The following is a 22388-nucleotide window of genomic DNA, read 5'->3' as shown; positions in this document are numbered from 1 at the left end:
TGCAGTCGCATGGTCCTCGTGACGTCACGATTGGGTGACGAGATGTGACGCCTCACCAGGGAGTTCCATTGGCTACGGGATGACGATGACCTTGCCCGCAATCGGCCGCTCAGCCGCCTCCGCATGCAAGGCCGGAAGCTCGGCGAGCGGGATGCGACGCGTGACCTCCAGAGTGAGCCACCCCGCTGTCGACCAGCGACACCAGCTCCGCGAGCTTTTCCGCATCGCTCCGAACGAACACGACCACAGACTTCACGCCACGGTCGGCATCATCGGGCGCCGCCATCCAGGCGGTCGTGCTCACCACGACTCCCCCGTCTCGCACGAGTCGCACCAGAGCGGTGAAAGCGTTCGGCTCGATGGGAGCAAGGTTGAGCAACAGATCGACCTGCTCGGTGACGACGTCCAAGACGTCGGTCTCGGTGTGGTCGATGATCTCGTCAGCACCCGCCGCACGCACGGCGTCCGCGCTCCGCGGGCTGGCCGTCGCGATGACGTACGCCCCCGCACGCTTGGCCAGGGCGATTGCGTACTTGCCGACGACTCCGCCGGCACCGACGATGAGCACTCGCTGCCCAGCCTCGAGGCCGCCGTCATCAAAGAGCGCCTGACGCGCGGTCAGCGCGACCGACGGGAACCCTGCGGCATCCGCGAGCGGCACGCTGGTCGGTGCTTCGACGAGCGCGTCCGCCGGGGCGATGACGTACTCCGCCGCTCCGCCGTCGGTCGCCATCGGCAGGAAGGCGATTACCGCGTCACCCACAGCGAAACCGTCGACTCCGTCGCCCAGGGCGTCGACCGTTCCCGATACGTCGTATCCGGGGATGTGCGGGAGCACCACCGGGATCGGCAGGAAGCCCGCGCGCATGCCGTTGTCGGCGGCACTGAACGCGGATGCAGCGACGCGCAGCCGCACCTGGCCGGCGCCGGGGACGGCCTGGGCGATCTCCTCGTACTTCAGGACCTCGGGGCCGCCCACTTCGTGGAACCGTACTGCCTTCATGATCTTTCCTTTCGTCAGGTACTTCGAATTCGAAGCAATAAGTTGAACCTAGCACTGCTTCGAATTCGAAGCAACACGTATACTGAATCCATGAGCACACCACCCCCTCAGCTCTCCCCGACGGAGCTCGCGGCCTACTTCGCCTTCACCGAGGTGAGCAGCCTGCTGCGGCATGCGGTCGAGAAGCAGCTGCGCGACGTCGGCAAGCTCAGCTACGTGCAGTTCCAGCTGCTCGCGCGGCTCGGCGACGCTCCGGACGGTTCGCAGCGCATGACGGACCTTGCGGATGGGGTCGTGTACAGCCGAAGCGGGCTGACGTATCAGGCGCAGTCCTTGGAGGAGCGCGGACTCGTCACGCGCGGGCCGTCACCAGAGGATGAGCGCAGCACCATAGTCGCGATCACGGACGAAGGTCGGGATGTGTTGGCGAAGGTCTTCCCGGGGCACATCGATGCGGTGAAGACGCATCTGTTCGAGTCGCTCAGCGCGGAGGATGTGGAAATGCTCGCGCGGGTGATGACGCAGGTAAGTGGGCATTTACGGGCGGAACCGCCTCGGAGCGCTACCCCTCGGAAGCGATTGAAAGCCAACTAGCCCTGCCCACGTGCGTCGTGGGCCCCGGGCGTGGCGAACTGCTCTCAGGAATGGAGAGCGCGGTCGCAGAGTTTTCCGATAACTTAGCCTGCTCCTACGGTGAGCGCGCGCTGCACCACCCCAGTCTGCGTGAACGGCGTCAATCATTCGCGCGCCGCGATCAGGAAGTCGGGATTCCTGATCCGCCGGAATCGACCGGCGATGGACCCGATATCTCCGGAGACGCGACTCCGAAAACTGGCGCATGTTCCTCCGACGTACGTGTTGCCCCGCAGGATTACTCTGGCGTGGTGTTGATCAGAAGACTCGCCCAGGAACCCGACGCCGCCTTTATGTCACGTTCCGTCGCAAACACGTAACGCCAGTTGCCGTACCGACCATCGTCCCGTACGGAGCGCGCCCAGTTAACGGCGGCGTCCTTTTTGCGCAACACGTCGGCATCATTTGCATTCTTGTCTGATTTACCCTCGATCAGCCAGAAAGTACCGGCACTGTCCAGTGCGATGAAGTCCGGGAAGTAGTTGCTGTCCGTGGATGTAGGAATGAATGCAGGGCCGTTAGTGTAAATCCGAAGCCACCATTTAATTGTCGGCTCCCTGTCGAGCAGGTGCGCAAGGGCGAACTCTGTCGAGCCAGCATCAAATGTCGCGATGGGCATTACGTTGCGCTGCCACCCAGCGAACTGCACGTGCTTCACGAACGCATCGTTGTACGCGTCCCTGGCGTCGGGTTCCACCAGGACGGGCTCAATCGGGAGCTCTACCGGAACCAGCTCATGCTGCTGTTCACGCTTGCGTCCTGCGTACGCGGTTGCGATGAGGTCAGACATCCCCGCGACAGCCTGACGGCGACGCAGGGCACCCCATTCGGCTGTCGAGGTCTCGCCGACCACGCCAGCGCCCTTCAGGAACGCTCTCACAAGCCGCTTGGCTCCATTCTTCTCCGCTTGCAGCTGCACAACCCCTGGGTGCCGGAAGATCGAAGTCACGAGGTCTTCACGGACGGTATCGATGAGTGCAAGCTCCTGTTGCGCTTCGGCGTGCTCCTGCGGTGCAATCCTCATCGTCACGCCACTCTGCGTGCGGGTTCCATCGATGGCGTCACGGAGGAGGAAGGTCGGCACCTCAGCGATGAATCTCGCGCCGGCAGCCTGCGCGTCACCGTCGGGGATATCCGAGAGAGTGAACTGTGCGAACGTGAGCTTAGATTGGCGACGCGGGAAGACGATCTTCGGAGCGCCATCGACTCGACCTTTCGGCTGAGGGGTCGGCTTGGCCCGATGCTCAGTTGCCTCAACGATCAGCAGCGCGCCCTCCGTTGTCTCGCCATCAGCACTGACCAGCGAGATTGACATCGAGGACGCGCCGGCTGCGGAAGGGCCGTCGGTCGTTGTTGTGGGCATCGATTCGGCACCAGAATCCTCGTCGAACGATGCATCGCCCGAGGACACCAGCGGAGGCCTGGCGGCACCCTGCTCGTCCGTGTCGACCGACGCGGACGGCATCTGTATACGCTGCGCCAGCACATCTTTCTGTGCAAGCAACTGCTTGTATGAGTCGTGTGCAACTAGGTCAACTTGGTCCACGGCCGGAGACCCAGTTCGAGCGCCAAACGGGAGACGCAACCCACGACCCAGGATCTGCTCGGTGAGCGTCTGGGACGCGAGCTTGCGGAGAGCAACGATTACCGCGATATTCCGAACGTCCCAGCCCTCACGGAGCATGTTCACGCTTACGATCGCACGAATCCGCGAGGACTCGGACTCGACCGCGGCCAGGGCTGACAGCGCTTCGTCGGAAGACTGCGAAGTGATCTCAAGCACGGCGGAAGGATCCCCGATGAATCCCGGCTGCGCCAGCAACTGGGCGACCTCGCCGGCATGCTCGATGTTGCTCGCGACGACGAACAAGACCGGTCGCACCGTCGCTGCGCGTGGCGTGATTGCCTGGTACGCCAGATATGCCTCCTGCTTCGAGCGAAGCAGCTGGCAGGCATCGGCAAGCTGCGTGCGCTCGTCCTTCGTGCCGTCTTTCCGGTATACGATCACCGGCACCTTCACGTGACCGTCCGCGATAGCTTCGCCGAGCGTGTACTGGAACACAATCTTTCCGACGTCGGCCTGGCTGGGAGTAGCGGTCAGCCCCACGAGGGCGATTGGACTAAGGTCCCGGACCGCGCCGGAGAACGCCTTCGCCCTCTCATGGTAAACATGATGCTCGTCTGCGATGACGAAAAGGTCTTCTGCGGCCTCAAGATAATCATAGAGTGCGGCGCCCAAGTACTCGTCAGTGTCCCGGACCTTTCGAGACACCTTGTCGGTCGGCCGGATTAGCTGCTGCACGTTGAAGACGAAGACCTTCAGCGCGCCAGGATCTCGAAGCGCGCTCGCCACAGCGCCCGCTCGGAAATTCTCCGGGGTGATGATAACGGGGGCGTGCTCAGCGCCGGCGACGTACTTCTGACTCGCCTCGTCGAAGTTCTCGAGAGTTTTTCTCTGGATCACGCTGCCAGGAGTCACGACCAGCACATGGCGCACTCCCTGAGCTGCCAGGTAGTCGATCAACGACGACATTAGGAAGGTCTTGCCCACACCTGTGGCGAGGTCAGCGACCAGCTCGACGAATGACCCGTCCGCTTCTTCGATTGAAGATACAAGTTTCGCTAGTGCAAGCCGGTTCGGTTCACGCAGATCAAAGCGTGCAGAGACTTCGGCTAGCAACGCCTGATCGTAGGACACTTTCACCGTCATCATTTCACCGTCCGCTTTGGGAATAGGTCATTAGGGGCCTTCCGGATCCGCGATCCTGGAGACTCGGCGGCCAGCAACTCCGCTGCCTCAGGCAGGACAGCCTTCGCGACAATTACTGCTCGTTCACGATCGCCCAGAGCCTCTAGCACAGTTTTCACCACGATTTCATCAGCAACGCCATCGATCACCGCGAGCCGTTGTCGTCCCCGAATACCGCAAAACACCGGATGATCCGGCGTTAGTGTAAACCTAAGCTGGGCCGCCACCGACCTCGACCACATTCCATCTCTGGCCGCAGGGGCCAAGAAGACATCTCCGTCCTCGTCCACCTCATACATCGACGGACCGACCGTCACATGGGTGAAGCCGCCTCCCCCATTCCAAACTTTTGACCTCACGGGCTTCGTTCTGACACTGCTTGTGATCGCTTGAACAGTAACGGAATCGAGATGCACTCCCTCGGCCTCGACATGCTCGAGCACCTGCCTGAGGGTAGTCGCAAACTCGTGAGCATCCGCAGCCAGCATGCCTGATGGGAGGTCGGCTTCCTCGCCGGACCGTGTTGACCAGGGCACACGCGTACTCTCGTAGGTGATACCACCGTCGTCTTCTCCCTGAACCACGCGCGCCAGACGGGGGCGTATAAATGTGTTGACCGTTGTGTCTCGGATCTCGCTGGTTACCCAGCGCCGTCCCATCTTGTGGGCTACGGCAGCTGTGGTGCCGGATCCGGCGAAGCAATCCAACACGATGTCGCCAGGCTCCGTTGCAACGTGGATCACTCGTTGAAGCAATCTCTCAGGCTTCGGCGTCTCGAACGCGTGGTCGTCAGGGAAGAGTGCCTTAATCTCCGACTTGGCCGTCCGATTTGATCCAACTTCATCGAACCGCCACCAGGTTGTCGGCACGGATCCGCCAGAGGGAATCCGAATCTTGAATCCGATGCCTCCCCGCCCTCCCGATCGAAGGATGATGTCAGGCCAATGTCCTGCCTGATAGCGGGTTTCCGCTTGCCGTGCGGCTTCCTCGAGCGGAACGGCGAGCATGACCGCACGTACTGACGGTTTAATCGCGTCCACGCTTACGCCGCAGACGCTGGCGCGCGCTTGGCGATCATCGATGTCACGTAGTTCGTAGGGTGCATACTGTTGCATCTGCGACAGGATCCACTCCTGCGATTTTGCCCAGTGCCGGCTCTTAGTCGGATAGATGAGCTCCCCGGTGATGGGGTGCTGAATTGCGTGTATGTAGTCGTGGTGCTTTCTGTCTCCTCGGACCGTCGTCGGGCCGTCGAACCAACGCTCAGTGTCTCCGTCAGGAGAGGTGTACTTTAGGTCGAGTGCAGCCGCTCGTTTCATCCGGTTGGGGACCCAAAGATCGCTCACTTTATACACGAGCAGCGAGTCATGGGAGATTGAGAACCCACGATTGTTGCTTCGCGTGTTGTCTGCCTTTTGCCATGCCACCTCGGCCACAAAGTTGGACGCTCCAAAAACCTCATCGAGGATGGACCGGCACCGATGGGATTCGGTGTGGTCGAGGTGGACCCAGATCGACCCGTCCGGGGACATCAGTGGCCGAATCTGCCGCAGGCGGTCCCGCAGCATCGTCAGCCAGATCGAGTGCTCGATGTTGTCCTCGTACTGTGCGAACGTCTGCCCAGTATTGAAGGGAGGGTCGATATAAACGAGTTTCACCTTCCCGAGGTACTTTGAAGCAAGCTCGGGGGTCTTCGCCAGCGCGTCAAGCGCGTGCATGGCGTCACCGGTGATTAGTAGATTATCGGAAATCGGCGCATGAAACTTTGCGGGCTGTTCAGGGAACGGCGCCGCTACAACGCGCTCGACTTCTTGAAGCAGGCGAACCTCCTGCACGCGAGGGTCGCTTGGATCGACGAAGGCATAGTCGTAAAGGCCCTCCCCCGTTGAGAGGAGCGCTCGATCTTTGTTCGTCCAGGTGAGCTCGAGGCGACCTCGGTGCGCAATCATGCGTAGTCCTTTCGCGCGCCAGTGACGAAGAGTTCCTGAGGGTGGGTCGCAGGCGGCACTCGCTCAACCTATCGCGGGTACGAATCTCAGCGAGCCATCCCGCGCCGCGTCAGTCATCGGAGTGAGGTCGCCCATCTCTGCCGCCCGACAGGTATCGGCCGCACCGGCGAGAAACCCAACTCCCCGGGTTCGATCCGACCAAGATCGTCGAAGGTCGCGCCAGTCGCTCCGCTCGCTGCAGGTGGTTCGAGCATTCCGCATGTCCTACGAGCACCTCGGAACGAACTTCGATCGCCCCACCAGCCGGGCAAAGCCGCACCGGTCATCAGAACTCGCGACGTGGCGGCCCGCCTTGCCAGGTGCTAGGCAGTTTCCGGGGCAAGTACGCCTCTCAGAACGCGAAACGAAACCGACAAGGGCGCGCTCTCCCGACCGCTTCATCGATTCTCTAGAGAGCGTCGAGCGGATCCAGCGCCGATGATCGGCGTCGACACAATTGAGCCCGCACTCATAGCTCAGCGGCGGATCTGCTTCTCACTGCGATCGGGAGAACTACTCGCGTGCCGCCTGGCGTACACTTTCACATAAGTAGACGCACCGTTGCGAAACCCAAGCCTCAAGGAGCTCGACCATGGCCCTCACCGCACACTCCACCATCGGCGACTGGCTGAACGACCCGACCGGCGGGCCACTCATCCGCGCACTCTTCGAGCAGACGGGCGCCGACCCCGAGCTCCTCACTCCCGTGCTCGGATTGCCGCTGCAGCAGCTCGTCGCGATGAGCCAGGGCCAGCTGCCACAATCGGTCGTCGACGACCTCGTGCGCGCGGCCAACGGTGGCGAGATCCCCGAGGCCGACGAGTCTGAGGGCTGGACCGAGAAGCCCACCACCGGACGTTTCGCCGGCAAGACCGTGATCGTCACCGGCGCAGCATCCGGAATCGGCAAGGCCACCGCATTCCGCATCGCCCGCGAGGGCGGACGCGTCATCGCCTCCGACATCGCCGCCGAGAAGCTCGACGCGCTGAAGGCCGAGCTGCCGGATGCCGACATCACCACCGTCGCCGGTGACCTCACCCAGCAGGACGCGATCGACGCCGTCATCGCCGCCGCGGGCGACCGCATCGACGCCCTCGCGAACGTCGCCGGCATCAACGACGATTTCTCCCCCGCAGGCGAGACGACGGATGCCGTCTGGGACCGCGTCATCGCCATCAACCTCACCGCCCCGTTCAAGCTCATGCGCGCGGTGCTGCCCGTCATGGAGAAGGCCGGCCGCGGCTCGATCCTCAACGTCTCGAGCGAAGCGGGCCTGCGCGGCAACTCGTCGGGCAACGCCTACACGGCCAGCAAGCACGGCATCATCGGCGTCACGAAGTCCGCGGCGTTCATGTACGGGCCGAAGGGCATCCGCGTGAACTCCGTCGCACCGGGCGGCGTCGCCACCGGCATCCCGATGCCCCCGAACATGTCGGAGTACGGCTCCGGCCGCCTGGCCCCGTTCCAGCAGGCGATCCCGACAGTTGCGACCGCCGAGCACCTCGCCGCGTCGATCACGTTCCTGCTGTCGGACGACGCCGTGAACATCAACGGTGCCGTACTGGCATCGGATGGTGGATGGTCGGTGCAGTAAGCACCGCGTGATCTGTTGCGCGAGATCTCAACAGCCAAGGCTGGAGGGAAACGACAGATTCCCTCCAGCCTTGCGCATCAGATCGTGACTTCGCGCCCAGTATGCTGGCTCGGTGCCTCAGGGGGATCTCGCGTCGTATTGGGGCGCCGTTGCGCAAATAATCCCGGTTCTCGCGCTGGCATTCGTGATCGAAGCCAGGCTCATGGTTCGACGAATGAGCAAGAAGAAGGCATATAGGCACCGATCACGGCGAGTACGCTGGTCGGTCGCCTTCTTCGTGCTCGCGCTCTTGCTTACTTTCTCCGAGGTCGAGGCACTGCGAAACTTGTCGCGAGACCCTACGAGAGACATCACTGGACTGGAGCAGTTCAACTACTGGGTATCCCTTCTCACCGTCGCGGCCACCTTGTCGATCGTGATCAGCCTGCCAGTGTCGTCACTCGTTGCTTCGACACTCGGAGACGTGACCCGCTGGCTCGAAGTCAATCTGCCTTGGAGCAAGGTTCAGAAGCTTCGAAGAGACATCGAGCGCCAGCTCACTTCGATCGAACTACTCGAACGTCGAAGCCAGAGCAGTCGCTTGAGCGCGATTCTGGTCTGCGCCACAGCTCTCCTTGATCGGAGCATCAGCGGTTCTTCCTGGCAGGCCGCATTCGCAACCTCGCTATCGGACAAGTCGGGCCTGTACTTCACCGACCCAACCGGGGAGCTGAAAAGGCTTGTTCACTCCGATCCACGTGAGCCACTATGGGCGTACCGAGTCGCGCGCTGGTTGTACGACGACCTGTTGACCGATGCGCAGGAATTGCGTGAACTTCGGAAACAGATTCGTGCGCAGCTCCGTCGGTTGGAGAAAATCACGCGCGTCGATTCATCTGAGTTCACGAAGTTGCAGCGGGCGAACATGGCATCCGCCGCCAGAATGCCGTAGGCCGAACGCTGCTTGCCAGCTCTGAACGAGCTCCGCATCCCGCGGCTTCGATCGCGCTCTTGCTCTTGCGTGACACCACGAAGATCCGATGGGGCGCTAACGTCCGTTGGGTCGGCCCTGCCTACGGCCAGGCGTAGACCTCACATCTCCCCCGCCTACCCTGGCTCTATGAAGAAGCTCCCCGCGCTCGCGACGCTCGCCGTCGGCATCCTCCTGCTCTCCGGATGCTCGCAGGCGTCGACCATCGCCGCGTGTGGCCAGGTCGCAGCCCAAGCCGCGCAGGTGACCGGTGTGATCGGAAGCGTGAGCTCGCCGACTCCGGAGGCCGCGCAGGCAGCTCTTGATGAGGTCAAGAGCGTCGCCGAGAACATCCGCGGTGTCGATGGACCCGACGAGTTCGTCACACTCCGCGACTCGTGGACGACGAGCATCGACGCCTTCGCCGCCGAGGGCGAGAAGGCCATCGCCGGTGACATGACGGGCCTGGATGCGGCGACGACGGAGATGCGCACAGCGACCGACGCGATGCTCGCCTACTGCACCCCGTAGCTATCGCCCGTCACTCTTCTTGCTGAACGCTCATCGCGATCTCGAAGCTGTCACCGATCACGCGACCTCCGTCGAACACGGGATCTTCATCGAGCGTCTCGAGCACACGAGGATCGCTCGTCACGTCAGCGGTTCCGCGATCACGAACCTCGCGTGACGGCCAGGTCGTCACCGTGACCACGACGGACTCCTCGGCGCTCGTGCCCGCGAGATCGGCGATGCTCTTGAGCTCACCCGACTCGTACGATGCCCCGTCTGCGTGAAAGTCACCCGGGTCCGCTGACACGCTCGACTGCCAGTAGTCGACGACACTGATCGCACCGTGATCGCGGTAGACCTCCGCCATGCGTTTCGAGAAGTCCAGATATGCGGCCTTGCGTTCCGTCGGCACCGGAACGACGGTGATGTCAGCGATGACCATACTCGGCTCCAGTCCTCGGCGGTGAGTGTCCGTCGCCAGGGTATCCAGCGCCGGCCTCAGCCAACCCGAGGGACCTACTGAGCGATGCCTCGCAGCAACCGCGTCACCGTCTCGTCGACCCGCTCTGCACTCAACGGCTGACCGATCAGCGCCGCGTACGACGCCATCGCGATGAGCTGGTCGGCGATCGCGCCAGCGTCCACGTCGGCGCGGATCTCGCCCGCCGACTGTCCACGCGCGATCCGTTCGGCGACCCACGAGCGGATCGGGGCCGCGAGACGCTCGTTGAGCGCGAGACCGAGTTCGTGATCGGTGGCGGTCACCGCGATCAGCGCCCGGGCGAGTGCGACACCCTCGGGCCGTGCGAGTCCGGCGGACATCGCGGAGAACCAGGCGTGCAAGTCGGCTCGGATGTCGTCGGTCACCGCGACGGCGGGGTCGGCTCCGGGCAGGTCTCCTTCGAGCAGTGCCTCGCCGAGGATCGCGGCCTTCGACGGCCACCAGCGGTAGATCGTCTGCTTAGAGACTGCTGCGGTCTCAGCGAGTCCCTCGATGGTCACCGCTTCGTAGGTGCCGGCAATGACGGCAGCGCGCATCGCCTCCAGCACGGACTGGCGCGCGGCTTCACTTCGGGGACGGGGCACTAGGACAGGCTACCGAGGCTGTGGGTGGCGCGTTCGTCTCGGGCCGCTTCGCGGTCCTTGCTCAACGACCGAGGGGGAACAACCGCGGGCTCCGCTCGACGACGCGTGTGGCTGCGCAGCTTGGATAGAGTCGCGGGATGAGGGAGACACCAGGGCAGTTGAGCATGGGCATATTGACTCTCGCCCTCACGTTGTTCGGGCTCGTGTTCTTCATCGTGACGATGCTGATCATCCACGGCGCGCCCTACCTCACCGACTCGCTCGGCCACGCGAACGACCAACGCTGGACCAATTGGTACTGGCTGGCCCTGCTCATCGTGGTGCCGACTGTCGTCACCGGCGCCGCATCCGGACTGACCTCAGCCTTCGGCGCGTACATCGGCAAGCGCGTCTCGGCGACCACCGATGGCGCGCCAGCGGATCGCATGAAGGTCAGCGTCGGCGCCGGGCTCGGTGGCGTCTTGGGCAGCGCCCTGTTCCTGATCTATATGAGCTGGCTTTACCAGAACGGGCTGGGCCCGTGGATCCTGGTGCTCGGGTCCACGGCGGTATTCGGCGCCTACGCGGGCTTCACCGCACTGTGGATGGGCCGCAGATCGGGGAGCCCTCAGGCGCCCGCAGCTCCGGTCACCTCCGCGGACGGTATGTGACGGCCACGGCTCCGGAGGCGAACTCTCGACGATCCACGACGACGAGCTCGAGCGGTCCGTTCAGCCCGTCGAGCAACCGCGGCCCGTGCCCGGCAACGAGTGGATGCACGACGAAGATGTACTCGTCGATCAGCCCCAGCTCGGCCAACGCCAGCGGCAGCGTCACACCGCCGACCGATAGCCTCTCGCCCGGCTGCTGCTTGAGCTGCTGAATCGCCTCGGACAGGTCACCCCGGATGAGCTCGGCGTTCCAGTCGACGGCGTCCAGCGTGCTCGATACGACGTACTTCGGCACGCGGTCGATGGCCTCGGCGAACGGGACCTCCCACTCGCTCATCCAGTCGGGCCACTGACCGGATGCCGGGCGACGCCACGCGCCCTCCATCATCTCGTAGGTCGTTCGGCCGTAGATGACGGCATCCGCTCGTTCCATCTCGGCGGTCCAGAAGCGCATCAGCTCCTCGTCGGGAGCGACGCCCGCCTCGTGGTGAACGCACCCGTCGAGCGTGACGTTGATCGAATAACGCAGTGGTCTCATCTCGCCGATCTCCTTCGATGCGGGCGGTGGGTGGTACGGGGTGGGACTCAGAGTACTGTCGGGCCGCAGTCGGGCGACACCTCGCCGCGGCTGAGGCGGCCACAGCGAATATGGTGAACGCATGCCCTCCAGCCAGCCTCGCGTCATCTCCGTTCGGGGCGGTCGCGTACGCCCCAGTGGGTCGTGGCTGTACGTCTGGCTCGACTCCGCCACGGGAGAGATCGTTCACGTGGGTGGCACAGGGTTCGATCCGGAATTGCGGGCGCATCTGCATCTGACGGGCGACGACCCGCAGCTCGGACGAGTGCGTGCCACAGTGCCTCGATCCAGCGAGCGCGACTTCGACGTCCTCGCCTTCGAGCTGAGTGAACGAATCGACCGGCCACGTGCGAAGGAAGCCCTCACCCTCCGCCTCCTGGACTCCTTCAACGAGGTCGGACACCGACAGCACCCGTCGAGCGAGATGAGCGAACTCATCGATTCGATTGCTCAAGAGGTGAAGAAGTATGTGGAAAGCTTGCCAGGGAGCACGGACGGCTGATTGCTCGTCGCCGCGATCTCCACTGCGTCGGTGATCCGATTCAAGCCCCTGTTCAGCACGTGTCAGTGGCCCTAACCTGACCCGCATGTTGAAGATCGTGTCGATCGTGATCCGCGTGAACGACCTCCCGGCGCAGTCGCGCTTCTGGCAGGCGGCCCTCGACTATGTCGAGCGAGACCCGGCATCCGATGACTGGGTCGTGCTCAAGCCTCGCGACGCGGACGCTCCCTGCATCGCCCTCGATGCTCACCACTCCGAGCGGGTGCTGCCGCCGCGCATCCACCTCGACATCTATGCCGAGGATCAGGATGCCGAGGTGCACCGCCTCACCGAGCTCGGCGCTCGCGAGGTGCACTGGGACAACCTGCCAGACGATGCCGACTACGTGATCATGGAGGACCCCGAGGGGAACCGATTCTGCATCGTGGACCGGCCGGACTGGGTGGGGTGGGACCGCCCGCGGGCATGACGGAGCAAGCCCCGGCGCTGGGTCATCAGCGAAACAACGAAGGACGCCGGTCCAGCTTTGCGGGCCGGCATCCCTCAATATTCCCGGACGGCCGACCTACTGCTTCTCGAGGCGCACGGTCATCGTGGTGCCGAGGGCAGTCACCTCGTAAGAGAGCTCACCGTCGGCATAGGTGAAGGTCTTCGTCGGATCGCTCGAGGCAAGCATGGCCGAATCTGTCTTCGACGTGTCGTTCGCCGAATCGAAGGTGAACGAGGTCGAACCGTCCTCGGGCACCGTGACAGTACCCGCCCAGTACAGCGACTTCGTGTCGGTCGAGTTCCACGAGACCTCGATCGTGTCTGCCGTGATCGTGGCGCTCTGGAAGCTGTCGGGTGAGTTCGAGTTGATCTGCGTCCATTCGCCGGCGAGATCGACGGGCTCTGCCACCTCCTCAACTTCTTCGACCGCTTCGGGCGCGGCCGGCTGCGAGTCAGACTTCGAGTCGGTGGACTCGGCGGGAGCGGAGCACGCGACAGTTCCGAGCCCGAGCAGGGCGAGAAGGGCGAGTGCGGCAGCGGACCTGGTGACTGCGGTGTTCATCTGTGACTCTCGTTTGGGGATCAAGCAACGAAGTTGAACGTAGCAGGCCATTGTCACGTTTCAGATTCGGCTGTTGCCGCCCGGCGATCCGAACCGATATACAGGTCGAGGCGCTCTGGGGGCGCCGGCGATTCGTCGCCTCATCGTCGAGGGGAACTCTCATGTCACAGCCGCCTGCCGCCTGGCATCCCGATCCGGAGAATCCGCACCAGCTGCGCTGGTGGGACGGCCATCGTTGGACCGCCTCGACCGCTCCGTCCCCGGCGGCTGTCGCGACGACGCAGATCGCGTCCGCCACCGCGCCGGCATCCGCACCCGCACCCGCACCCGCACCCGCGAAGCGCAAGACCGGTTGGCGCACTGCCGGGATCATCGTCGCCGCACTCGTCGTCGGCGGCGTGCTCGCCCGCCTGTCGCCGATCGCGATCCTGCTCGTCGCCACCGCCGTCGTCGGCATCGCTCTCTATGTCATGATCGCGCGCCCCCTTCCGGCTCTGGGACTCCGCTCGCGGATGTCGGGCGTGATCGCCCTCGGCCTGGCCGCTCTGCTCGTCACCGGCGGCGGAATCGCGAGTGCCAGCAGCGGCACCGCCCCGACGGCATCCGAGCCTCAGACCTTCGCCGCGGTGACGACGTCGGCTCCGACGCCGACGCCCACTCCCACGCCGACGACGTTCGAGACCGCGACCGAAGAGGTGCCCGTGCCGTTCACGGCGACCACGGTCGACGACCCGCAGCTCGACCAGGGCGCCACGGCGCTCGTCGCCGCGGGCGTGAACGGCGTGAAGGTGATCACCTATCGCCTGACTCTGGTCGACGGCGTCGAGGTGTCGCGCGAGGTCGTCAGCGAGGCGATCTCCGTGCAGCCGGTGAACGAGGTCACGGCGATCGGAAGCAAAGCGCCGGCACCGGTCGCGGCTCCGGCGCCCGCTCCCGCCCCCGTGCCGCTCGTGCAGCAGGGTGGCGGAGGGTGCGACTCGAACTACACGGGAGCGTGTGTTCCGATCACTAGCGACGTCGACTGCGCCGGCGGCAGCGGAGACGGACCCGGATATGTGCAGGGCCCCGTGCAGGTCGTCGGCTCGGACATCTACGATCTCGACCGCGACGGAGACGGCATCGCCTGCGACTGAGCGCTAGTCCACCGGGCCGAAGACCTCAGCCCAGATCTCGAGGATCTCGCCGTCGAGCCCTGCCGCGTCCGACCCCGAGAGCGTCGTGACAGGGATCATTCTTCAGCGCCCGGAGTAGCGCTGCGCCGGTCGTCCCTCTTCCGCCAATGCCTGACGATGCGACGTCAAGGCCGACCGCACGGCCGTGTAGATCACGAGCCACAGGATCAGGATGCCGATCAGGAACCCGGCGACGTAGAAGAGGACGATGGTGAGGAAAGGATCCATGGCGTCAGGATAGTCACCGGGGTGCGCGGCGCCTCCAGCCCCGGCAGCTAGTCCCCGACTTCCAGCGACCGATAGAAGTAGAGCGCCCGCTCGCCGGAATCGGGGTCGACGCCATTGAATCCGTGCCGTTCGTAGAAGCGCATCGCCGCGGCATCCGATTCATCGACGTTGATCTCGATCGCCGCGACGCCGAGTTCCCGGCAGATCTCAACCATGTGCCGGAGGACCGCGCCGCCGACACCACCACCGCGGTGCGCGGGCTCGACGTACATCTCGTCGAGCAGCGCGACCGGCCCGTCCGACCACACGTTCGGACGCAGAGTCACGAGCGCGACACCGACCGCAGGATCACCGCCGAGCACCGCGAATGTGGAGGTTCCGCCCAGCAGCGTGCGCAATCGCCCGGCGAGCACCTCGACCCCCGGCGTCTCGGTGTCGAACTCCGTATTGAACGCGTGCAGGAGTTCGGCGAGACGGGCGGCGTCGAGCGGGGTAGCTTGACGTGTGGCGGCGGTCATCGGATGCCTTTCTCGGGTCGGGGGCTTCGGCTCGGGCCGACGGCGGGTGTTCCGCCGGTTCACAACTCCGGAAGAACGGGCGGGCCGACGCATCGGTTCCCCGGGATTCCGGGGCCGAGCCCGCGGACGCACCCGCTTCTTCCGAAGTTGTGAACGTGAACCTCCGCGCGCCACGCTCGACGAAGCGGAAGAACGCGATCAGGCGCTGTCGGAATCCGCCTTGCGCGATCCGGCCTCGAGCACGTCTCCCGCGGGCAGTTCCTGGTGCCCGCCGAACTGCAGACGCATCGCCGACAGCACCTGGTTGGCGAACTTGTCTTCATCGCGTGAGGCGAAGCGCTCGAACAGCGACGCCGCGAGCACCGGCACGGGCACTCCGACATCGACGGCGGCCTTGACCGTCCAGCGCCCCTCGCCCGAGTCGGAGACCCGGCCGGCGAGACCGTCGAGCTGCGGGTTGTCGGCGAGCGCGGCAGCGGTCAGGTCGAGCAGCCACGACGAGATGACCGATCCGCGGCGCCACAGCTCGGCGACCTTCGACGTGTCGATCGGGAACTGGTAGAACTCCGGCTCTTCCAGCGGAGCGATCTCCGCCGAGTGCTCGGCCTCGCGCACCCCGGCATCCGCGTTGTGCAGCAGGTTCAGCCCCTCGGCGATCGACGCCATGATGCCGTACTCGATGCCGTTGTGCACCATCTTCACGAAGTGCCCCGCACCCGACGGTCCGCAGTGCAGGTAGCCCTGCTCCTCGGGGGTGAGGTCTCCGGTGCGGCCCGGCGTGCGCTCGATCTCGCCGACACCCGGAGCGATCGTGCGCAGCACCGGCTCGATGCGCTGCACGGCCTCATCGGGTCCGCCGACCATCAGGCAGTATCCGCGGTCGAGTCCGAACACCCCACCGCTCGTGCCGACATCGACATAGTGGATGCCGCGCTCGCGGAACGCCTTCGCCCGGCGGACGTCGTCGCGGTAGTTCGAGTTGCCGCCGTCGATCAGGATGTCGCCCTCATCGAGCACCTCCGCCGCCTGATCGGCCACCATGCCCGTGAGCGAGGCGGGCACCATCATCCACACGGCCCGCGGCGCCTCGAGCTTCGACGCCAGGTCGGCCATGCTGTCGGCGCCGGTGGCTCCCTCGGCGACCAGCGCCTGTACGGCATCCGTGTTGACGTCATAGACCACGCATTCGTGCCCCGCCCGCATGAGGCGGCGCACGATGTTGGCGCCCATCCGGCCGAGTCCGATCATCGCCAGCTGCATGAGAATCCCTTCGTCTCAGCCCCGGTGGGCCGAGTCGGGGCAATCCTGGCATGGGTACCGATGACGCTCAATGGTGTTGCGGGGTGGCGTGGGGTCGTGCGGGGGGTGTGCGGGCGGCCGTGCGGGGTCAGTTGTGCACCCGAAACGGCGATTTCGGATGCGGAAGTGACCCCGCTCGCGGCTCGACTCCATGCGGGGTCAGTTGCGCACCCGAAACGGCGGTCTCGGATGCGGAAGTGGCCCCGCGCGCGTGCGGCTCCGTACGGGGTCAGTTGTGCACCCGAAACGGTGGTTTCGGATGCGGAAGTGGCCCCGCTCGCGGCTCGACTCCAGGCGGGGTCAGTTGTGCACCCGAAACAGCGGTCTCGGATGCGGAAGTGACCCCGCTCGCGGCTCGACTCCAGGCGGGGCCAGTTGTGCACCCGAAGCGGTGCCCGCTCCCAGCATCCGGAGCTGCCCGCGAGCCCGGTGTCGCCGACGGGTGGAAGGATTGAGACATGACTTCCCCCGCGTTCGACCAGATCACGCAAGACGACCTGCGCGCTGCGGGCAGCGTCAAATGGACGGCCTTCCCCGACACGATCGGCGCGTTCGTCGCCGAGATGGACTTCGGCCTCGCCCGCGCGATCACCGGCGCGGTGAAGGATGCCCTCGACCTCGGCGTGACCGGGTACCTGCCCGAGAAGCTCGCGAAGGACCTCTCGGCGGCCACGGCGCGCTGGTACTCCGACTCGTACGGGTGGGAGATCCCCGCCGAGCGCGTGCACCACGTGCCCGATGTGATCGCCGCGTTCGAGCTGGCGATCGAGCACTTCACCAGTCCGGGTTCGGCCGTGATCGTGCCGACCCCCGCGTACATGCCGTTCCTGCTAGTGCCGCCCATGCACGACCGTCGGGTCATCGAGGTGCCGAGCATCGAGGTCGACGGACGCTGGGTCATGGACCTGGATGCCGTCGCCCAGGCCTTCCGCGACGGCGGCGAGATGCTGGTGCTCTGCAACCCGCACAATCCGCTCGGCACCGTCGCGACCCGCGACGAGCTGCTCGCCATCGCGTCGGTCGTGACGGATGTCGGCGGACGCGTGTTCGCCGACGAGATCCACGCACCCGTCGTTTACTCTCCGGCCCGTCACATCCCCTACGCCTCGGTGTCGGATGCCGCCGCAGCCCACACCCTCACCGCGACCTCCGCCTCGAAGGCGTGGAACCTCGCGGGCCTCAAGTGCGCGCAGATCATCCTCTCGAACGACGCCGACGCCGAACTCTGGGAGAGCCTGGGATTCTGGGCCGGACACGGCACATCGACGCTCGGCGTCATCGCGAACATCGCGGCCTACACCGGCGGGCGCGAATGGCTCGACGACGTGGTCGACTACCTGGACGGCAACCGGCGGACGCTGGCGCAGCTCGTCGACGAGAAGCTCCCCGGCGTGCGGATGGTCGTGCCGGAGGGCAGCTACATCGCCCTGCTCGACTTCCGCGAGACCGGGCTGACGGGCGATCTCGGCGAGTGGTTCCGCGAGCACGCCAGAGTCGCGATGACGGACGGCGCCGCATGCGGTGTGGCCGCGATCGGGTACACGCGATTCGTCTTCGCGATGCCCCGTCCAGTGCTGGTCGAGGCGGTCGAACGGATTGCCTCGGCGCTGCGCGACCGAGGCTGAGCCTCATTCGCCCCGCTGGCCCCCGGCGCGTGCGGGGTCAATAACGCATCGGAACTCAGCGTTTCCGGTGCGTTTTTGACCACGCATCCGACGAGAGGTGCGGAACTGACCCCGCACCCGCCGTCACGAGGCGACGAACAACGCATCACCGAGCGCGAACGGCATCCCCCATCGCCGCGAAGGCCTCTCGCAAGACCGGCCGAGGTGTCGCGAACACGATCCGCACGAAGTTCTCGTATCCCCGTCCGAGCAGCGCACCCTCGGTCAGCACGACGCCGGCCTCCTCGCGGAAGTACGCGGCCGGCGGGCCGGTGATCTCGAGCGCCGTCGTGTCGATCCATCCGATGTAGGTCGCCTCGGGCTCGCGATACACCGCGCCGGGCAGGTGCTCCGTGATGAGGTCGCCGACAAGGCGGCGCGACTCCGAGAGATACCCGAGCACGCCGTCGAGCCACGGCTTGCCCTCCCGATATGCCGCCGTCGACGCCACGACACCGAGCGTCGCTGCACCGTGCTGCACCGAGAACCCGAAGCGGCGGTACAGCTCCTGGTCGGCGTCGTTCGAGGTGATCAGTTGCGCGGTCTTGAGGCCGGGGATGTTCCACGCCTTCGACGCGCTGGTGCCGGTGACGGTGTGGGCGGCCGTCGCCTCAGACACCGACGCATAGGGGATGAACGGTCTCCCGTCGAAGCGCAGCGGCGCGTGGATCTCGTCCGCGAACACCCGCCCGCCGTGGCGTTCGACGATCTCGGCGAGCGCCTCGAGCTCGGAGCGGTCCACCACGGTGCCGGTCGGGTTGTGCGGGTTGCAGAGCACGAGCGTACGGGCACCGGCGGCGAACGCCTCGTCGATGCGCTGCAGGTCGTGGTGCCAGCGTCCGTCGATGTCGACGCCGGGGATCTCGATCACCGGATGCCCGACGGTCGGCAGATATGTCAGGAACGGCATATATGCGGGAGTCGGCACGATCACGGGCGATCCGGCGGGGGCATACTCCTCGACCGCAACCCTCAGGGCCGCCATCACGTCGGAGACCGGATGCACGCGTTCCGGATCGACGGCCCAGCCGTATTCGCTGCGCATCCACTCGGACGTCGCGTCGCCGAGTCGGGCAGCGAGCGGCGGCGACAGGTATCCGAGGTTCTCCTCGTCGATCGCTCGATGCATGGCGTCGGCGATCACCGGCGCGACGCCGAAGTCCATCTCCGCCACCCATGCCCCGATGTGGCCGGGGTGCAGGCTCCACTTGCGGCTTTCGGGCCGGTCGAGGTCGAACCTCGTGCGGGAGTCGAACGGATGCGGGTCAGCGGGCGCGCGGTGGTCGGTCATGGCAGGCGTTCCTCAGCCCGCGAGCCGACATCGAACGGCACCGGCGCGGCGGGTCTGGATCTCGGACACGCGTACTCCTTCTCAGCGGGAGCTTCCACCCTAAGGAAGCGGCGGATCGGTCGCGAGTCGCATGACGGCGGGTGACGATGAGGCTGCAGGGCGAGCCGACCCCGGACCCCGACTCAGGCGTTCATGAAAGCCACAGCCGCTCGCACCAGTGCCGCGTTGTCGGGTGCCGTCCGTCCATCGGGCAGCTGCAGGGTGTCTTCGAGACCGATGCGCGAATCGAGGCCCAGCTCGACGGCCAGGGTGAAGGCCGGCCAGGCGGACCGCTGCTCGCCGTGCAGCAGGATCGGAATGTCCGGGTCGTCGAGGCGCACGTGCGCGATGAGCCCCTCGGCGTGCCGCCGCACGACATCCGCCGCTTCATCAGGCAGCTCGACCAGCACCCGCAGCGTGTCGTCGTGAACGGGCGAGCGCTGCCAGGCGTCGAGTCCGGTGGCATCCCAGATGCCCGCCTCCACGCGGATGCCGCGGCTCACGAGCAGCGCCGCGACCTCGTCAGCACCGGCTTCGTGCCAGTTCACCGAAGCGAAGTCGGGCAGGACGCTCCATTCGCGGATCGCCGTGAGGCGCTCCCCGACATCGGGCTCGATCCATGCACCGGTCGTCACCCCGATCTGCACACCAGGGCACGCCGAGCGCAGTGCTCTCACCCACCGGTCGACATCGGCGGCACGCAGGCTGTCGTCGCCCGCGGCATCCTTCGGGTGCACGTGGATCTCGCGGGCACCCGCCGCGACGGCACGCGCGGCGTCGGCGCCGGCGAGGGTCGTGTCGGCGGTGAGGGCAGGATGCTGCGCTGCGGGTCGCGCACCGTTGAGGCACGCCTGCAACAGCATCCGCCCGTGTCTGTCGTTGCCGGTCACCGGCCCTCAGTTCATGAGATCGCGCGGGTGCCAGTCGTAGAGGTTGCCCGTGCCCGAAGGCCCCTCTTCGACACGCACGGTGTGCTTGACCTGACGTGCCGTCGCGGCACCCCGACCGACTCGAACCGCCTCGGCCTCGGTCTCGAAGCTGGACCCCAAAGTGCGGGATTCGCCCTCGATGCGGTTGAACCAGATCCCGTCTCGCTGGAACGTCTCGATGTCACCTGCGGCCATGCCACATCCTTTCGATCTGACTCTTTTCTACCCGAGGCCGCCGACGCTCGAGGAGGGCCTTGACAGCCTCCGCGCACGCGCTCGCCCGGCGCGAGAGCACGCGAATCATCGACCGCATCCACTTCTTCGTCCATACGTCAACCCCGATGACACACTCCCGTCAGCCGTGGTTATGTCGAACGATGCATGACCCGGGTGCATCTGCAAGGAGCAAGTGATGACGCTGGAAGTGATGTCGCCGACGGCGGCACTGCTCGACGGACGGTACGTACTGCACGACCGCGTCGGACGAGGCGGCATGGCGACCGTGTACCGCGCCGAGGACACCCACCTCGGACGCATCGTCGCGATCAAGATGATCCACGAGAGCGACGGTCCGGTCGCCTCGATCGAGCGCGCGCATACCGAGAAGGCGCTGCTCGCTTCGTTGAGCCACCCGTCGCTCGTGACGCTGTACGACGCGCAGCTCGTGCCCGGTCGACCGCAGTACCTGGTGATGGAGTTCGTCGACGGGCCCACCCTCGGCGCGCGTATGGCCGAAAGTCCGATGACGCCGCGCGACGTGGCCCGCATCGTCCGTGATCTCGCCGAGGGACTCACCGCCGTGCACGCGGCCGGGATCGTGCATCGCGACATCAAGCCGTCGAACGTGCTGCTCGCGCACGCCCGCTCAGGCCGCCCGGTCGCGGCGAAACTCGCGGACTTCGGCATCGCCTGCTCCATCGAGGACACCCGCCTCACGACGCCGGGGATCGTGCTCGGCACACTCACCTATATGGCACCGGAGCAGCTGCGCGACGCCGACCCCGGAACCCCGGTCGACATCTTCTCGCTCGGACTCGTCGCTCTCGAGGCACTCAGCGGATACCCCGGCTACCCCTCCCTCGCTTCCGGACGCGCGGCGGCGGTCGCTCGCCTGCTCAACCCGCCGACCATCTCCGACACGGTTCCCGACGAGTGGCGCGACCTCCTCACCCGCATGACACGCCTCGAGCCGGAGGAACGCCCGACCGCCGTCGAGGTGGCGCGCGCCGCCCGGGCTCTGCTGCGCGACTACGCCGCGAACAGCAACGGCACCGCCGTCGCCGCGGCGGCTGCGGCCATCGTCGCATCGGCCGGCACGGAGCCGGCGGTCGACGCGACACCGGGGGCGGCGGGCGCGGAATCGGATGCCGTCGCCGCCGCGCCAGACGCGGGCGCGGGAATTCAGCCGCGTCCCGCATCCGCCGCCTCATCCGCGAGCGCCGACGCGGAGTCGTCGGCCCTCGACGCTGGTTCCGCGCCGACCGGAGCGACCGCTGTGATCCCTGCGACCGAGGTCACGGATCCCGCATCCCGCTTGCGGACCCGCGACCGCACCCGCCCCGGCACACGCACCCGCACCCGCGTGATCGCCGGCGCCGCGGGGCTTCTTGCCGCCGGTGCGATCGTCACCGGCATCGCGGCGTTCAGCGCGCCACCGGCATCCGAGCTGGGACGAACCGCCTCAGGCGTCGTCGCCCGCACGGCGTCAACCCCGGCGGAGACCTCCCCCATCGACACCCCCGCAGCGCCCGTCGAGGTGGTCACGGAGCCCGTGGACCCGGGGAACTCCGGCAACTCCGGCAACTCCGGCAACTCTGGGAACTCAGGCAACTCCGGGAATAACGGGAACTCCGGGAACTCCGGCAAGGGCGACAAGGGCAAGCCGGACAAGGGCTAGGCGCGTCGCGGTCCGCAACTCCGGAAGAACGCGGCCGATCGTGCCGAGACCCCCGGTTC

General features: G+C 65.9%; 22 protein-coding genes and 1 pseudogene. 10 read left to right on the top strand and 13 right to left on the bottom strand.

The features are described from left to right. Window positions 1–72 precede the first annotated feature (72 nt). Window positions 73–1003: pseudogene (locus tag SOM10_RS08760) on the bottom strand (NADP-dependent oxidoreductase). 90 nt (window positions 1004–1093) lie between these two features. Here SOM10_RS08760 and SOM10_RS08755 point away from each other — a divergent pair. Further along, on the top strand, window positions 1094–1597 hold the full coding sequence (locus SOM10_RS08755) for a MarR family winged helix-turn-helix transcriptional regulator (protein ID WP_320489531.1): 504 nt from the start codon (window positions 1094–1096) through the stop codon (window positions 1595–1597). 277 nt (window positions 1598–1874) lie between these two features. Here the strand turns inward: SOM10_RS08755 and SOM10_RS08750 are convergent, their stop codons facing one another. Continuing rightward, window positions 1875–4346 carry a DEAD/DEAH box helicase gene (locus SOM10_RS08750; protein ID WP_320489530.1) on the bottom strand — a complete coding sequence of 824 codons (2472 nt, stop codon included), beginning with the start codon at window positions 4344–4346 and terminating at the stop codon, window positions 1875–1877. Further along, window positions 4346–6334, bottom strand: coding sequence for a site-specific DNA-methyltransferase (locus tag SOM10_RS08745; protein ID WP_320489529.1), 1989 nt, complete (start codon window positions 6332–6334; stop codon window positions 4346–4348). The genes SOM10_RS08750 and SOM10_RS08745 overlap by 1 nt, the downstream gene beginning before the upstream one ends. A gap of 631 nt (window positions 6335–6965) precedes the next feature. Here SOM10_RS08745 and SOM10_RS08740 point away from each other — a divergent pair. The 3 genes from SOM10_RS08740 (at window position 6966) to SOM10_RS08730 (ending at window position 9447) form a co-directional block, all read left to right on the top strand. Continuing rightward, window positions 6966–7967: an SDR family NAD(P)-dependent oxidoreductase gene (locus SOM10_RS08740; RefSeq protein WP_320489528.1), complete on the top strand. Its 1002-nt coding sequence runs from the start codon at window positions 6966–6968 to the stop codon at window positions 7965–7967. A gap of 214 nt (window positions 7968–8181) precedes the next feature. Next, complete coding sequence (locus tag SOM10_RS08735; protein WP_320489527.1) at window positions 8182–8898, top strand: hypothetical protein; 717 nt, start codon at window positions 8182–8184, stop codon at window positions 8896–8898. Between the two features lie 168 nt (window positions 8899–9066). Then, window positions 9067–9447: a hypothetical protein gene (locus SOM10_RS08730; protein WP_320489526.1), complete on the top strand. Its 381-nt coding sequence runs from the start codon at window positions 9067–9069 to the stop codon at window positions 9445–9447. Window positions 9448–9457: 10 nt separating this feature from the next. Here SOM10_RS08730 and SOM10_RS08725 read toward each other — a convergent pair whose 3' ends face one another. Both SOM10_RS08725 and SOM10_RS08720 read right to left on the bottom strand, forming a co-directional pair. Next, the gene (locus SOM10_RS08725) at window positions 9458–9868 is read right to left on the bottom strand and encodes a DUF1428 domain-containing protein (protein WP_320489525.1); all 411 of its coding nucleotides are present in this window, start codon (window positions 9866–9868) and stop codon (window positions 9458–9460) included. 74 nt (window positions 9869–9942) lie between these two features. Beyond that, entirely contained in the window at window positions 9943–10512 is a 570-nt protein-coding gene (locus tag SOM10_RS08720) for a TetR/AcrR family transcriptional regulator (RefSeq protein ID WP_320489524.1), read from the bottom strand. 137 nt (window positions 10513–10649) lie between these two features. Here SOM10_RS08720 and SOM10_RS08715 point away from each other — a divergent pair, with 137 nt between their 5' ends. Next, window positions 10650–11162 carry a hypothetical protein gene (locus tag SOM10_RS08715; RefSeq protein ID WP_320489523.1) on the top strand — a complete coding sequence of 171 codons (513 nt, stop codon included), beginning with the start codon at window positions 10650–10652 and terminating at the stop codon, window positions 11160–11162. Here SOM10_RS08715 and SOM10_RS08710 read toward each other — a convergent pair. Then, a complete protein-coding gene (locus tag SOM10_RS08710; protein ID WP_320489522.1) occupies window positions 11140–11700 on the bottom strand; it encodes a dihydrofolate reductase family protein in 561 nt (186 codons plus the stop codon). The two genes, SOM10_RS08715 and SOM10_RS08710, sit on opposite strands and share 23 nt — an antisense overlap. A 229-nt stretch (window positions 11701–11929) precedes the next feature. Between SOM10_RS08710 and SOM10_RS08705 the strand changes: the two genes are divergently transcribed. Together SOM10_RS08705 and SOM10_RS08700 are read left to right on the top strand one after the other, a co-directional pair. After that, entirely contained in the window at window positions 11930–12241 is a 312-nt protein-coding gene (locus SOM10_RS08705) for a hypothetical protein (protein WP_320489521.1), read from the top strand. Between the two features lie 85 nt (window positions 12242–12326). Next, window positions 12327–12710, top strand: coding sequence for a VOC family protein (locus SOM10_RS08700; RefSeq protein WP_320489520.1), 384 nt, complete (start codon window positions 12327–12329; stop codon window positions 12708–12710). Window positions 12711–12806: 96 nt separating this feature from the next. Here SOM10_RS08700 and SOM10_RS08695 read toward each other — a convergent pair whose 3' ends face one another. Continuing rightward, window positions 12807–13292: a hypothetical protein gene (locus SOM10_RS08695; protein ID WP_320489519.1), complete on the bottom strand. Its 486-nt coding sequence runs from the start codon at window positions 13290–13292 to the stop codon at window positions 12807–12809. 161 nt (window positions 13293–13453) lie between these two features. Here SOM10_RS08695 and SOM10_RS08690 point away from each other — a divergent pair, with 161 nt between their 5' ends. After that, the gene (locus SOM10_RS08690) at window positions 13454–14425 is read left to right on the top strand and encodes a G5 domain-containing protein (protein WP_320489518.1); all 972 of its coding nucleotides are present in this window, start codon (window positions 13454–13456) and stop codon (window positions 14423–14425) included. A gap of 102 nt (window positions 14426–14527) precedes the next feature. Here SOM10_RS08690 and SOM10_RS08685 read toward each other — a convergent pair whose 3' ends face one another. The 3 genes from SOM10_RS08685 to gnd form a co-directional block, all read right to left on the bottom strand. Further along, window positions 14528–14692: a hypothetical protein gene (locus SOM10_RS08685; RefSeq protein ID WP_157534255.1), complete on the bottom strand. Its 165-nt coding sequence runs from the start codon at window positions 14690–14692 to the stop codon at window positions 14528–14530. A gap of 47 nt (window positions 14693–14739) precedes the next feature. Next, window positions 14740–15210: a GNAT family N-acetyltransferase gene (locus tag SOM10_RS08680; RefSeq protein WP_320489517.1), complete on the bottom strand. Its 471-nt coding sequence runs from the start codon at window positions 15208–15210 to the stop codon at window positions 14740–14742. 198 nt (window positions 15211–15408) lie between these two features. Further along, window positions 15409–16470, bottom strand: coding sequence for a phosphogluconate dehydrogenase (NAD(+)-dependent, decarboxylating) (gene gnd / locus SOM10_RS08675; protein WP_056276027.1), 1062 nt, complete (start codon window positions 16468–16470; stop codon window positions 15409–15411). A 497-nt stretch (window positions 16471–16967) separates the two neighbouring features. Here gnd and SOM10_RS08670 point away from each other — a divergent pair, with 497 nt between their 5' ends. Then, a complete protein-coding gene (locus SOM10_RS08670) occupies window positions 16968–18134 on the top strand; it encodes a MalY/PatB family protein (protein WP_320489516.1) in 1167 nt (388 codons plus the stop codon). A gap of 145 nt (window positions 18135–18279) precedes the next feature. Here the strand turns inward: SOM10_RS08670 and SOM10_RS08665 are convergent, their stop codons facing one another. The 3 genes from SOM10_RS08665 to SOM10_RS08655 form a co-directional block, all read right to left on the bottom strand. Then, the gene (locus SOM10_RS08665) at window positions 18280–19464 is read right to left on the bottom strand and encodes a MalY/PatB family protein (protein WP_320489515.1); all 1185 of its coding nucleotides are present in this window, start codon (window positions 19462–19464) and stop codon (window positions 18280–18282) included. A gap of 182 nt (window positions 19465–19646) precedes the next feature. Further along, window positions 19647–20393, bottom strand: a complete 747-nt coding sequence (locus tag SOM10_RS08660) for a 3-keto-5-aminohexanoate cleavage protein (protein WP_320489514.1) — start codon at window positions 20391–20393, stop codon at window positions 19647–19649. Between the two features lie 6 nt (window positions 20394–20399). Next, on the bottom strand, window positions 20400–20627 hold the full coding sequence (locus tag SOM10_RS08655) for a DUF2188 domain-containing protein (protein WP_053098394.1): 228 nt from the start codon (window positions 20625–20627) through the stop codon (window positions 20400–20402). A 217-nt stretch (window positions 20628–20844) separates the two neighbouring features. Here SOM10_RS08655 and SOM10_RS08650 point away from each other — a divergent pair, with 217 nt between their 5' ends. Beyond that, entirely contained in the window at window positions 20845–22329 is a 1485-nt protein-coding gene (locus SOM10_RS08650; protein WP_320489513.1) for a serine/threonine-protein kinase, read from the top strand. Window positions 22330–22388 lie beyond the last annotated feature (59 nt).

It is taken from the genome of Microbacterium sp. CFBP9023 (genome assembly GCF_034045055.1).
GTDB lineage: Bacteria > Actinomycetota > Actinomycetes > Actinomycetales > Microbacteriaceae > Microbacterium.
This window is presented reverse-complemented; position numbering and strand designations above follow the sequence as displayed.